The 12,468-nt window shown below is 60.8% G+C and carries 10 protein-coding genes and 2 pseudogenes; 4 read left to right on the top strand and 8 right to left on the bottom strand.

The window, feature by feature from the left end:
* Positions 1-1,479: 1,479 nt before the first annotated feature.
* Complete coding sequence (locus FVF58_RS29610) at positions 1,480-2,106, top strand: hypothetical protein (RefSeq protein ID WP_149673319.1); 627 nt, start codon at positions 1,480-1,482, stop codon at positions 2,104-2,106.
* Positions 2,107-2,339: 233 nt separating this feature from the next.
* Here FVF58_RS29610 and FVF58_RS29605 read toward each other — a convergent pair whose 3' ends face one another.
* A complete protein-coding gene (locus FVF58_RS29605) occupies positions 2,340-2,903 on the bottom strand; it encodes a lipid-binding SYLF domain-containing protein (RefSeq protein WP_149673318.1) in 564 nt (187 codons plus the stop codon).
* Positions 2,904-3,855: 952 nt separating this feature from the next.
* Here FVF58_RS29605 and FVF58_RS29590 point away from each other — a divergent pair.
* Together FVF58_RS29590 and FVF58_RS53130 are read left to right on the top strand one after the other, a co-directional pair.
* Positions 3,856-4,203 (top strand): hypothetical protein, encoded by a 348-nt coding sequence (locus tag FVF58_RS29590; RefSeq protein ID WP_246217236.1) that lies wholly within the window; start codon positions 3,856-3,858, stop codon positions 4,201-4,203.
* Entirely contained in the window at positions 4,203-4,421 is a 219-nt protein-coding gene (locus FVF58_RS53130; RefSeq protein ID WP_246217235.1) for a hypothetical protein, read from the top strand. Before FVF58_RS29590 ends, FVF58_RS53130 begins: the two co-directional genes overlap by 1 nt.
* A gap of 36 nt (positions 4,422-4,457) precedes the next feature.
* Here FVF58_RS53130 and FVF58_RS29585 read toward each other — a convergent pair.
* The 4 genes and pseudogenes from FVF58_RS29585 to FVF58_RS29570 form a co-directional block, all read right to left on the bottom strand.
* Positions 4,458-5,090, bottom strand: a pseudogene (locus FVF58_RS29585) (aminotransferase class V-fold PLP-dependent enzyme); the annotation flags it as partial.
* A 45-nt stretch (positions 5,091-5,135) separates the two neighbouring features.
* Entirely contained in the window at positions 5,136-5,468 is a 333-nt protein-coding gene (locus FVF58_RS29580; protein WP_188130965.1) for an aldehyde dehydrogenase family protein, read from the bottom strand.
* Between the two features lie 91 nt (positions 5,469-5,559).
* Entirely contained in the window at positions 5,560-6,438 is an 879-nt protein-coding gene (locus FVF58_RS29575) for a PhzF family phenazine biosynthesis protein (protein ID WP_149673315.1), read from the bottom strand.
* A 263-nt stretch (positions 6,439-6,701) separates the two neighbouring features.
* A complete protein-coding gene (locus FVF58_RS29570) occupies positions 6,702-7,904 on the bottom strand; it encodes a pyridoxal phosphate-dependent aminotransferase (RefSeq protein ID WP_149673314.1) in 1,203 nt (400 codons plus the stop codon).
* A 281-nt stretch (positions 7,905-8,185) separates the two neighbouring features.
* Between FVF58_RS29570 and FVF58_RS29565 the strand changes: the two genes are divergently transcribed.
* The gene (locus FVF58_RS29565) at positions 8,186-9,619 is read left to right on the top strand and encodes an aminotransferase-like domain-containing protein (RefSeq protein ID WP_149673313.1); all 1,434 of its coding nucleotides are present in this window, start codon (positions 8,186-8,188) and stop codon (positions 9,617-9,619) included.
* 137 nt (positions 9,620-9,756) lie between these two features.
* On the opposite strand, the gene FVF58_RS29560 is transcribed toward FVF58_RS29565, so the two are convergent.
* The 3 genes and pseudogenes from FVF58_RS29560 to FVF58_RS29550 all read right to left on the bottom strand — a co-directional run bounded on the left by FVF58_RS29560 (position 9,757) and on the right by FVF58_RS29550 (position 12,252).
* On the bottom strand, positions 9,757-10,938 hold the full coding sequence (locus tag FVF58_RS29560) for a TIGR03118 family protein (protein WP_149673312.1): 1,182 nt from the start codon (positions 10,936-10,938) through the stop codon (positions 9,757-9,759).
* Between the two features lie 231 nt (positions 10,939-11,169).
* Positions 11,170-11,274 (bottom strand): annotated as a pseudogene (locus FVF58_RS53125) (integrase); the annotation flags it as partial.
* Between the two features lie 36 nt (positions 11,275-11,310).
* Entirely contained in the window at positions 11,311-12,252 is a 942-nt protein-coding gene (locus FVF58_RS29550; protein ID WP_149673311.1) for an AraC family transcriptional regulator, read from the bottom strand.
* Between the last annotated feature and the right edge of the window lie 216 nt (positions 12,253-12,468).

Below are 12,468 nucleotides of genomic sequence, written 5' to 3'. Positions count from 1 at the left end.
TTGGTCGTGTTCGCCGACTTCTAATCAGAGTCTTCGTCACTGCGTGAAGAGTACATGCTGCTCGAATGCATATGGCATTCAAAATGGCCGCCAAGACCGTCAGTTGCGCGCTGTCAATCGATTTAGAACGGCAGCCCGAAAACATCCCGTCGTACTCGTGACCTGGCGAGGTCTGTGGCTGGGAAAATGCCAGACAATATCGCCACAACTGTTGTTGCCGCCTGCCCGCAGCAGTTAAACCAGCCAGGATGGACCATCGCCGTCGACAGGCCTGCCCCGTTCCTTACGAACCGGGTTCCGGAAACCAACTTCCCTCTGAAAAACCTTGACTGACCACCTCGGGGCGTGAAGCCGACGTTCGAAGCCGTAGCGCCTGGACGTTCACGTTCAACGCCTAACGGGCATTCGCCGACCTCAAGTCGTCTGCGTTTTGCCGGACATTGCTCAACTCCAGACGCGCAGAGTAGCTTGTCCGACGGCAACGGCTCATCATTGTCATCGCTGCTTGTTCTTGCTGTGACGGCTTCTGGCCCGACTGCTGTCCGACGCGGTCGGCAGAACCCGATCCTCTCCAGTCATACGCGGTCGCGATCGCTCGCAGGCCGCTTTCGAGGTGCAACGGTCATGCATGCTGTCGTGTCGCCCGCCCGTACTCGGCGATGGCCGCCGCTCGTTGCACATCGAATTTAAGGCTGCAAGCCGCTCCTTGGCTGACGACTCGGCAAACCTCCTGTGCAAGGCAGCTTCGATCGCATGGCCAGCCGTTCCCCTGAATCTGCCAGTGTGTATGCGACCTGGGGAGGAAAACGCCCCTGAAAGACCTACACTGATATCCAGTACAGCCAAATTGCGATGCTGGCCACGACCCCGGACAAGATCCGATTGACTCCGAGAATGCATCCACTGCCGCAGCCCTGACAGGGGAATGTTCATGAAGACTCTGATAATGCTGGTGTGCGTGATGCTGTCGGCGAACACGTTTGCAGAATGTGCGAAGAACGCCCGTGGCGTAACGGTCTGTGGCAACGGACAGACGGCCGGCGGTTATAACCGGAACACAGGTAAGGCCTGGACGTCCCAGACGAACCAGAATGGTGCACGGACGACCCAGACCAGCCGGGGGGGCGAGGCGACGACGAAGAATGGCAAAGGCGTCGTTCACGGCCCAGGTGGGACCAACTGCTACCGGACTGCGAACAGTCACGGGTGCAATTGACGACGTATCGACACCCATTGTCGTGTTCGCCTCGATGACCTGCGCGTTGGTGTTCGCGAATTTCGCCGCAGCTCAGCAACGCCCGATACTCGAAGCCGTCACGAATAGATCCGTGCAGAAGCACCCGCAGCGCAGAACGAAGTACAGCGACGGTTGAAGGCGCGCCGCGCGCCAGGATGGTCTCGCTGGACAAAGCAGTGGTGAACGGGCCGTGCGCAACGCGCGCGTCGTGAACAAGTACCTGATCGCACAAGGGGACTGCCATGCCATTCCGATCGAATACACGCATTTCCGTTAGCCACCGCTGTATTTGCCTTGTTGCGGCTTTCGGCCTGTCCGCCGCATGGGTCCCCGAGTGCGGCGCGGACGACGCCGTCCCGTCGGCGACTGCGCAAGCCGTCCCGAGCGGCGCATCGGTCGACAGCGAGAGTGGCATCGTCAGCCTGATCGACCAGAAAAACGCGATCATCGTCGTGACTGTCCCGGGCCACGAGGACCTGAGTTTCAACGCGAAAGATCACCGGGATGCGCTCAGCGCCGTCAGGATCGGCGACAAGCTCACGGCGAGCTATCTGGAGCCCTATGTCACCGAACTGTCGGTCGCGCAGGGCGTACCGCTCACGCGCCTGAGCCGTACGGTCAGGCTGACCCAGTATTCGCCGGTGGCCGGACAAGAGAAGTTTCAGGCGCTCAGAGTCTTCCAGGGCGTGGCCGAAGTCACCGGCGTCGATCACAAGCTGAACCTGCTGACGGTCGAGGACAAGGCGGGTACGCCGCATTCGGTCCGGGTCAGCCGCCCCGAACTCGTGAAAGTGATGCAGTCGCTCGCGCGCCATAGTCACGTGCGGATCGCGTATGAATCCGAGACCACCGTGGTTATCACGCGCTAGGGCGACATCGCAGTGACACACCTACCGGTGCGGCACATCCCCGTAGCCTCGTGTCCAGTGGAAGTCCGCAGGCACCGCTCCGGTTCGGCATCAACGGGTTTCCCCATTGCCGACGTTCGGATAGCTGCAGCTTTCATGGTTCGCGAATGTCGGCTTACGGGGAAGTCGACGAGGTGGGCCAAGGTCATACCAGCTAAAAGAGGAGTTCCAACTCCACGGGGCCGTCGCTCACTTCACGGATTGAGCCTCGTAATCCGTTGGCCTTGTACGCCAAGCCCGGCCATCAATCCCTGCTGGCCAAAGATAAATGCATAGACATCCGCCTGCAGCGTTGTGGTGTTCATCGACCTGCCCGCGCCCGCATCCACGACTACAACGGTCGGGCCTACGCCAACGGCCCAACCACTACTATCGAAGGGTTGGCGCGCGGCTGCGTCGGTCATCAGAAACAACGCCTCCGAGAGCGTCTGCGCACCAGCCTGCAGGCCCCACGAAACCCCTGTGTTTCTGAAGTAGCCCAGGACTTTGCCGTCGGAACCGAACAGTACGCCTCTTCCGCCTTGCGCGCCCACCCCGAGGCCCGCCCGAAAGATGTTCGGAAACACGAGAACTGCCTTCGCCCGATCATGAAGGTCCCTGGCTCTAGGCGCCGTGTCAAACAGTTGCTGCAGCGCCGCGCGCGCTTGCGCCTCCAGTTCTGGATCACCCGTTCCTGGCGACGAAGTCTGTCGCGTCGAACAGGCCGCCGTGAGCAGCAAAACCCAGACCACAAGAAAAAGCCGCAGACACTTGCTCATGACACGCGCTCCATGCGAAAGGCGACCTGGCGGTATGAAACGGATTCCCGCATCGGGATCTTCCCAGGTCATACGAATAGTGGCACCTGCTTGCCGTCAAAACAATTGGACCTTGGTCTGATAGCGACGCGGCAGGTCCCTGAAGCCATCCGGTCCCGCAATGCTCCGGGAGTCGGCTTGCTCGCCGCGCGACGAGCTTTTCGTCAAGGCAGTGGGTTCCGCAATCGACAAGCGCTACGTGGTCCGCTGACCGGACGAAGGTCCGGACAATGACTTGACGGACATGTTTTGGACCTGACGGTCCGGTATCCATAAGGAGTTGTCCTTCGAATGTCGGTGTGAGAGCGCGGGCCAATGACCGCAGATGGCCACTTGTACCCGCTGAGTTACGAGGCCACAAAGCGGCCATTGGCCCTTTCTGCCCTGTCACACCGCCGTCTCCGTACTGGTTTGTGTTCTTCAATCTGTCCACGACCCGTTCACGACCACGTGCGAGCTGGGATGCCCGCCATAGGGACGGGTGTATTTCTTCAGCCGGAGAGATAGTGGTGGACATGAGTGGCTCAAAAACCTGTATATTTATACAGTATCTCACATTCAATTTTGAGACAGTGCACTGACACTTTTAATCGGAGGCTGCACCATGGATGCGCGCGTTCGCAATGCCGGCCATCCGATGCCGGAGATTGCCAGGTTCACCGCGAAGCTGCGGTCAGCATTTGGAGACGGCGGTCGACGAAGCGCTCAGGCGTGGAAAAGCCGGCGAGCCGACCTTTTACGCCAGTGAAAATGGCCGCACGGTTGGCACCGCGTCGCCCGCCACCGGTAACATCTGGGGCGTCGACGATGCGGTCAGTGACAGGCGATACTGCAGCGGCTGCGATGGCGGATGCGTTGGACTTGGCGTCGGTTGCAGAGAGTGGCTCAAGCGAAAAAGTAGCAAGGAGAGTTCGTGAGAAAAATCGCCCAACTGATCGTACTGATAGCGCTGGCTCCGACCGCGCACGCGGCCGGCAGCTATGTCGAGGTCTGGAACCCGCCCGAAGCACGGGCGAGCGCGCCGCACTACTTCAACACTGCCCATAAAGCGGTACTTCATCGCCGCGGAGCTACGCATACAATCAAGCTTTACACGCGGCGCGCACCAACGCCGGTTGCAAAGCTTGCGACGAAAACCAACCCTCGAGAGAACGTGCCGCCCCACGCACGCGATATGTCTGAAATCCCGCGCCAGATAACTCCTGAAGGCAATGTGCTTCGCGTCGATTCCCGCAGCATGTCAGCAGAGTTGATCCGCTGATGGAGTCACAGAGCTATAACGGCTACAGCATCTGGGGTCATGCCATCCTCCAGCAGGAAGCCATCTTGCAACCCGAACGCTTCGCCGCCAGTGGGACGATCACGCGGTCGGGCAAGCTTGTCGAAGCGTCGGGGATTCTCGGCTATTTCGATACCGAGGATGAAGCACAGCATGCCGGTCTGGACTGGGCTTGCGCCTGGATTGATAGCCACGGGTAGCCCCCGATACCTCGTACTTCGAGCTTCCGCAGTCGGCCGCGCAGTCGACATGTGCTGAGCCAAACGTAGTGGCAAGGTCACTGAACCTCGCATGATCAGCCACGCATTGAAAAGCGAGATTGAACCGCCCACATCGAAAAGCACATCGGCCTTCAGACCGCGAATCAGTTCCGCGCGTCCGATCACGGCTGCGCCCATCGCATCACCATGCCCGTTGATGTACTTCGTCAGTGAGTGAACAACGAGATCCGCGTCATGTTCAAGGCCTCGAAACATGGGTGGGGGCGTGAACGTCGCGTCGATTGAAAGCATGGCGCCGGCATCATGTGCAATCTTTGCAACCGCCTGGACATCTGCCACCTTCGTGGTCGGATTGGCAATCGTCTCGGCATGAATCAGCTTCGTGTTCGGACGTACGGCTTCGCGTACCGCAGCGAGGTCGCTGATGTCCACGAACGTTGCTTCGATACCGTACCGTTTCGGGAGCAGGTCACTGAAAAGACGCCAATCAGCCTCATACGTTACCTCGCTGACAATGACATGATCGCCACTTTCCAGAAAAGTGAAGAATATCGAATGCAACGCGGCAACGCCCGTGCCGATCCTTATTGGGCCGTTGCTGGATGTTCCTGGTTGCCATATACCGTCTTCCTGATGCACACGACCCATCCCTGCCGGTTTTCCGATCCACCATACGCATCGAACGGCACGACCTCACCTGCGCTTCATCGGGGATAGCTTGAGCGTGTTCACACAGCGCAGCACTTCCTTCCTGGCCTGCCTGACCGTCTTACCCGCTTCCGCGACGATGAGACTGGCAAACACGTCCTGATCACGGTCCACGAGCGATGCGCAGGTCTCGAGCACGCGAGCCCGTTCGTAGCGGGACAGGTTGCGGCAAACGCGGGCGCCATCCTTCGCGGTCTGGATCAGCACCTGCGCGCCTTCCGGCGGAATGTTCACGACCGTGCCGACTTCGACGCCATCGAAGGGATTGGTGACCGAGATGAAGCGGGACGATGAGTCAGTGGAGAATGCGGAATTCATTTCGAAACGTCTGCGTCCTTTCTTTCGAATGCGGAAAATGTCGGAAACCAACGCGCAACCAGTTTCGGCGCGTCTCGCGCCCACTCCCTGTCTAGAGCGTAAGCGAGCCCTCCACAGTTGTGACGCAATAACCACCCACGCGTACATTTCCGTTCGCATCGACGCTTACCTTTATTCGTCCATCTCGACCGACGCACTGTCCCTGAGCAGCCACGTAGTCTGTGCAGCCGGGCGGCAACAGGCCGCGTTGCCACTGGAAGGCAGCCACACTGCCGTTGCCGCTTCCGCAGACAGGATCCTCCTCCACCCCACAGGACGGCGCGAAGCTACGCACTTCTATTGCCGCGCCGTCGCCATGCTCGCGAGTGCCGAATACGGTCAGGCCCGTAACGCCGAGGCGGCGCTCGAGCTGCGCCAATCTCATGAAATCCGGCCGAAGATTGAGTACGGAAGCAGCATCGTTCAGATGCACCACCATCCAGATGGCGCCAACATTCACGACAGCTGGCGCAGTCTCGAGGCCCACTTTGCACCCGAGGATAAGCTCCAGCTCCGCTACATCTGCCGCGTGCAGCGGCTGCAACTTCGCAGGCGGCAGGTCGAAGGTGAGCTGGCGTTCTGCGCCTCGCTCCTCGATCGTCAATTCAACGAGGCCGATGCCGCATTGTTGAATCAATCGGCCGCTTGCGCGAGGTGTGACACGCCCAGCTTCCAGAACAGCGTGAGCACTACCCAGCGTCGGATGTCCAGCGAAGGGAAGTTCACTACGCGGTGTGAAAATCCTCAAACGATAGTCGGCCTCTGCTACCGTGGGCGGAAGGACAAATGTGGTTTCTGAAAGGTTAGTCCAGCTCGCGACCGCCTGCATCGCGTCGGTGGTCAGGCCCTCCGCGTCCATTACCACGGCCACCGGGTTGCCCAGAAGCGGCCGGAAGGTGAAGACGTCAACTACTTGATAAGCTCGCTTCATGTTCGCCTCGTCTGACTCCCGCGGACACCCGGACACCCTTTGGATGCTTACTCTCATAGCTGTGCTCCATATGTCCAGCAGTTAAGGTTCCGGTCGCCGTGAGGCGTTCCAGTCAAGAGAAGATCGCCGGGCAACAACGTCATGAATTCACTTGGATGGCGTCGCGCACCGTTCCGGAGGCATTGGGGATACTTGGCCGCTCGTCGCCATGCGGACCAAATCGGACAAGTTTCAGCGCGATGTTTCCCGGCTATCCTGACAAGTCATGCCGTAGCGGCGTCCATGGCCATTGAAAGAGCGGACAGCGCGGGTCCGAAGCGCTCAGGCGGCAGGTAGCCAAAGCCCAGCCGGAATACACGGCTGCTTTCGCCAAACCATGTGCCGGATGCCAGCTGCAAGTCATGACCTGGTAGCAGATCCCAGAAGCGCGCGACAGCGGTTTCATCGAATGCGTCGGAGCGCAGGCGCAGGCAGCACAACGCCCCGGCGTCAGGGCGCACCCACTCGATACGCCTGTGCTCGCTGTCGCACCAAAGCGCCAGTTCCTGGAGAGCACCGGCTAGCAAGCGGCGGCGCGATGCGAGCACACTTTCCCTGTTGCGCAGAAGCGCTGTGGCGAGCGTCTCGTCAAGAACCGATCCGGAGATCACGGTGTTCAATTTGGCGACGGCCAGACGCTCCCGAAGATCCGCGTCCGCTACGGTAAGCCAACCCGTCCGCAAGCCCGGCGCGCCGAGCGCCTTCGACACCGACGCGCCGGTGACGATACGTGAATCGAGTCCCGCGAAACTCTCGACCACTGCACTGTCGCCATAGGTGGCCTCTCGATAGGTCTCGTCGATGAAAAGTATCGCGTCCGGAGACCGCCTTTCCATCAAGACAAGAAGCTTCTCGATGTCGGCACGGGAGGTCTGAATACCCCCTGGATTTTGTGGCGAAGCGATACTGACCAGCTTCGTTTTCGGCGACAAACCTGCGTCGATCTGGTCCAGGTCCAGCCGATAGCCATTCTCGAACGAGAGCTTGATCTCGCGGACACTAACGCCGGCTCCGACAAGGCAATCACGGCTCGGCGGAAAGCATGGTGTCGCGAGGACGGCCTCGTCGCCGCCGGACCGGCAGACTTCGAAAGCGAGAAGGAAGAGACCGAGCGCGGTACCTTGTGTCGTGATGATGTGCCCGGCTGGAACGTTGCAGCCCTCGGCAATTGCCTCGCGAAGCGCGACCGAACCAGCGGATGTGCCATAGCCGAGCTTCAGATTGCGGATATGCTCGAGACCCGCCAGATCCAGGAGTTCGCCGACCGTCAGGTCCTGCGATGTGCTCTCCGCCAGGTTGAACGGCCGATTCACATTGAGAAGTGAAATGATCTCGTTGTGAGGAAATCTCCCGCGCCACTCCGGGGGATTCGATCCGCTGAGCCCGGACTGTTGTCGTTCATCGAAATTCCGTTGAATAGCCTGCATGCTTTTGCCTCGTATTTGCTGTGAGTTGTTCGTCAGACGATCCGTTGCAAGCAGCCAAACCGCTGCTCCAGCACAGCCCTGATAGCAATCACAGCTGTGCGCAGCGCTTTGCTGCGCTGCGGCGTCCGGGCTCCTTCGGACGCGATCGCGACACTTGCATCGTAGCGCCGGCAGGTCGACCGTAACAGTCACAATTTTCTGCGGAATGGACCATCACAATTCCCTTGGCGAACCGGGGCGCCGCATCGATAATCGTGGATTACTCCGTTATGAGCGCGTCCATGAACACGCCCACCCCGTACCGCTACGAGCGGCTGGCCGAGCTCATCGTCGGCATGATCGACAATGGCGCGCTCGCGCCGGGCACGCGTCTGCCGTCCGTGCGCGCCGTCAGCGAACAGCACCGCATCAGTATCTCCACGGCGCTACAGGCGTATCGCCTGCTCGAAGATCGCGGCATCCTGGTCGCGCGGCCGCAGTCAGGCTATTACGTCGCAGCCTCGCGCCGCGGCGCACTCGCGTTGCCTTCGGCCTCGCGAGCGCGCACGAAAGCGTCGACCGTGTCGATCAGCGGAGCCGTCGCGGCACTGCTCGAGCACGCCTCGAACCCCGCGCTCGTGCCGCTTGGCTGCGCCGTACCCGACGCGGCGCTGCTGCAATCGAAGCGGCTCGACCTCGCGCTCGCGCGTGCAGCGCGTCAACACGGCACGCGCTACAACATCTATTGCGCACCGCAAGGCGACCCGCACTTGCGTCGCGAAATCGCGAAGCGGGCGATGCGCTTCGGGCACGCGCAGTCGCCCGACGACCTGCTCGTCACGAGCGGCTGCACCGAGGCGCTGACGCTCGCGCTTACCGCCGTCGCCAAGCGCGGTGACACGATCGCGGTTGAATCGCCCACTTACTTCGGATTGCTGCATACACTCGAAATGCTCGGCATGAAGGCATTCGAGCTTCCGACGGACCCGACTCGCGGCATCGACGTCGGCGCGCTCGCACGCTTGCTCGATATGGAGCCGGTGGCGGCCTGCGCGCTCTCATCGAATTTCAACAACCCGCTCGGCTCGACAATGGCCGAGGCCGACAAGCGAGCGCTCCTCGCCCTGCTCGCGCGCCATGCCGTGCCGCTCATCGAAGACGATGTCTACGGCGACATCCACTTCGGTCGTGAGCGGCCGAAGCCGTTCATCGCGCTCGACGGCGGCGCCAATACGATCTACTGCAGCTCGTTCTCGAAGAGCCTTGCGCCCGGATACCGGATCGGCTGGATTGCGGCGGGCGCCTATGCGCAGCAGGTGATGGAACGCAAGCTCGCTTTCAGCCTCTGCTGCCCCGTCTTACCCCAAGTCGCGCTCGCGGACTTCCTGGCGAGCGGCGCCTACGATACGCACTTGCGCGGCATCCGGCGCCTCTTCGAAGAGAACCTCGCGCGCATGATGCGCACGATCGAGGCAAGCTTCCCGGCGGACACGAAAGTGAGCCGGCCAGCAGGCGGCTTTGTGCTCTGGCTCGAACTGCCGAGGCGCTTCGATTCGCGCGCGCTCTTTGACGAAGCGCTCGAGCAAGGCATTTGCTTCGCACCCGGGGACGTCTTCTCTGCGAGCCGGCGCTTTCGCAATTGCCTGCGGTTGAGCGCCGGACATGTCTGGAACGACCGCATCGAAAACGGCGTCCACCGCCTGGGCCGGCTCGCGCAGGCACAGCTCGCGCGCTAAGCGGCAGTGGTGGACGAACAGGTGTGTGAGCACAACTGCCGCGTTGCGTCGCCAGGTCTGAGGCGCGCGTCGCGCCCCGCAAAAAAATGCGGCCGCTCTCGCATGGAGAACGGCCGTTGTCTATTGCGCGCTCAGCGCTACATCCCCATGCTCGTTCCTCCGCCCGTGCTTGTGCCCGTACCCGAACCCGTGTTCGTGCCTGAGCTCGACGTCGCATTCAAATCGATCCTTCCATAGACGCCATTGGCTTCGTCATTCGGCCCCGCCGCGAAGAACAGCGTATTGGAAGGCTGATTGCTGAAGTTGTTGCCGAACGCGATACCCCACAAGCCCTGCTCGACGATCGGACTGCCGTTCGTTCCATTGAGCGGCCCCATTGACTGGCCGCTCGTTGCATTGAACGCGTTGATCGTGCCGTCGCCGAAATTGCCGATCAGTATCGCGCCGCTCATCGAGCCGAAACTGCCGGGCGCTTGCGCTATGCCCCAGGGCGCGTTTAGCGGGCCGCCCGTCGCGAAGTGCTGCTTCAGGTTGCCCGCCGTGTCGTACACGTCGACCATGCCGAGTCCCGCGCCCGCGACATCGTCGTGCTTGGCCGCATCCTGCTTCGCGTAAGTGACGAACAGATTCGAGCCGATCGCCTGAATGCCGAATGGCGCAAAGCCGGCCGGTATCGCCGGGTCCGTGAAGGCGCCTGGCATTGCGACCTTGGTGAAGGCGGTATTGAAGACATCGATCTTGTTGTTATGGAAGTCGGTCGCGTAAAGGAAGTTGTTGCCGTTCATCGCGGCGAGCGCGAGACCCTTGTACACGGCGCCACCCGTGCCGTCGTCGTACATGACGAACGCGTTGGTCGGCCCGACAGTGGGCGCCCACGCGGTGATGGTGCCGCCTTCGCCCGTGAAGATGAAGGCAGCGACGCCGGACTTGCCGTTTTCCGTGACAGTGAAGCTTTGTGTGCCGTTAAAAACGATGCCCGTGGGCGACGCTGAACCGTTCTTGCCGTCGGGTATGGAGACGACCAGCGATTGCGGCACGCCGTTGCCGTCATAGAGTGTCGCGACATTGGTGCCGTTGTCCGCGACCCAGACGAAGCCTTTCGGATTGAAGGCGACGCCCCAAGGGTTTTTCAGATGCGCGTCAGTGTGCGGCGCGGACACCACGCCATCCGACACGAGCGCCGTCACAGCGAACGACGACTGGATGGGCGGCGGGTTTGAATTGTTCGAACTGGAGCCGCCGCCGCCACCGCATGACACGAGCGTCGCGATGGCCGCGCCGCATGCTACGACGCCGAACACGTCGAGTAAAGACTTCATGACCGCACTCCTTGTTTTGTCCAAAGGCCGTAACGGTCATAGAACGAGGAGGATGCGGGATTTATTCCTCGACGAAGGGCTTATTTCGCGTGCGATTTCGTGCGATTGCAATGGCTGAACTGGCTAGATAAAAGCAAATGGTGCGCAACGAATAACACGCGCGACTATTCCATCCGTCCGGCCAAAAAGTTGTGAACGCGTGTAAGCGTGCTACGCGTCAAGAGCAAATGACTGCACCGCCCGAAGGTTTTTCGTTCGCCGGTTAATCAATGAAGCCTTTGGGCGACGCATGGTGTGCGTGCCGTGCGCCGTGTCGTCGAGTCCGATGGAGGCGATCACTGCAGCCTGGATGCCGCGGTCTTCAGCCAATACTCATACCTCTGCCACTCGCCGGCCTTGCGCCCGGTAACGCCCCGGGCTCTGTCCGGTCCATCGCTTGAACGCGATGCTGAAAGCCGTATCGGACAGGTACCCGATGCGCTCAGCGATATCGACCAACGGTTCTTCCGAGTGTCGCAATGCCGTGCGCGCAATGGTCATGCGCCATTGATTCAGATATTCGAGCGGTGCACTTCCGACTGAGCGGCGAAACCGGGATGCAAATGCGGTGCGCGACATGCCGACCGCGCTCGCGAGACTTTCGACCGTCCATCGTTGGCCGGGCTTCGCGTGCATCATCGATAGCGCGGCGCCAATCTTTACGTCGGACAGCGCTCCGAGCCAGCCTTCGGGCCGCTCAGTCGACGCAAGATACGCGCGCAGCGCGTGGACGAGGACCAGGGTGGCAAGACTGCTCTTCGCAATATCGGCGCCCGGATAGGTCCCGCCGGTCTCCCATTTGAGCAGATCGAGTACGCGCGATAACGCATGCGAACCCACATCCGCGGCGCGCAGATGAATGAGCGGCGGCAGTTGTCTGAGCAAAATCTCCGTTACATCGTTCTCGAAAATGAAGCGCCCGCTCGCAAGACTCACGAGCTCACCTTCACCCTCGCCTTCGCCGTGGTAGCGGACAACACCGTCCGCGCCGCGAATCGAGCGGTACGTCGCAGGACCGTCTAGCGGTGCACGGGCAGGATCGCTCGCCGAGCGAAACGGCAGGCCGTTGGTTAGCAGATAGAAATCGCCTTCCTCGATCTGTTGCGGCGACCCTTCGCCTTCGATCCACAAATGGAAGCGCCCAGACAGCACGCTACCGAACTTGACATGCCGGTACGCCGGAAAACGAAATGCCCATGCGCCCCGCCCTTCGAAGCGCGAGGAGATGGCGCTGCTGACCCGCAGCAGTGACAGCACATCAGAAAGAGCGTCCATAAATGTACGATCTAATAAGAAAAAAGCCGTATTGATTATACAAACAAAGCCTTCATCGCGTGATGATGGCATCCAAGGCTTCATCACGATGCTTCGATCGCCGGCTCTCCGGAGGTATTACGCATGCAATCCGTCGAGAGGACATCCCGCGCCTCTTGCGCATGAGGCTTCTTCGCTCGAATAGCTGCGTCGTGCGCGGCTTTGAGCGCCAGCCAC

The organism is Paraburkholderia panacisoli (genome assembly GCF_008369935.1).
Taxonomy (GTDB): Bacteria; Pseudomonadota; Gammaproteobacteria; order Burkholderiales; family Burkholderiaceae; genus Paraburkholderia; species Paraburkholderia panacisoli.
The sequence above is the reverse complement of the archived record's forward strand: the minus strand, read 5'-3'. Positions and strand labels throughout refer to the sequence as shown.

Coding starts and splice junctions, on each gene's coding strand:
- FVF58_RS29610 (WP_149673319.1), top strand. CDS start 1,480: ATGCCATTCCGATCGAATACACGCATTTCCGTTAGCCACCGCTGTATT.
- FVF58_RS29605 (WP_149673318.1), bottom strand. CDS start 2,903: ATGAGCAAGTGTCTGCGGCTTTTTCTTGTGGTCTGGGTTTTGCTGCTC.
- FVF58_RS53130 (WP_246217235.1), top strand. CDS start 4,203: ATGGAGTCACAGAGCTATAACGGCTACAGCATCTGGGGTCATGCCATC.
- FVF58_RS29580 (WP_188130965.1), bottom strand. CDS start 5,468: ATGAATTCCGCATTCTCCACTGACTCATCGTCCCGCTTCATCTCGGTC.
- FVF58_RS29575 (WP_149673315.1), bottom strand. CDS start 6,438: ATGAAGCGAGCTTATCAAGTAGTTGACGTCTTCACCTTCCGGCCGCTT.
- FVF58_RS29570 (WP_149673314.1), bottom strand. CDS start 7,904: ATGCAGGCTATTCAACGGAATTTCGATGAACGACAACAGTCCGGGCTC.
- FVF58_RS29565 (WP_149673313.1), top strand. CDS start 8,186: ATGAACACGCCCACCCCGTACCGCTACGAGCGGCTGGCCGAGCTCATC.
- FVF58_RS29560 (WP_149673312.1), bottom strand. CDS start 10,938: ATGAAGTCTTTACTCGACGTGTTCGGCGTCGTAGCATGCGGCGCGGCC.
- FVF58_RS29550 (WP_149673311.1), bottom strand. CDS start 12,252: ATGGACGCTCTTTCTGATGTGCTGTCACTGCTGCGGGTCAGCAGCGCC.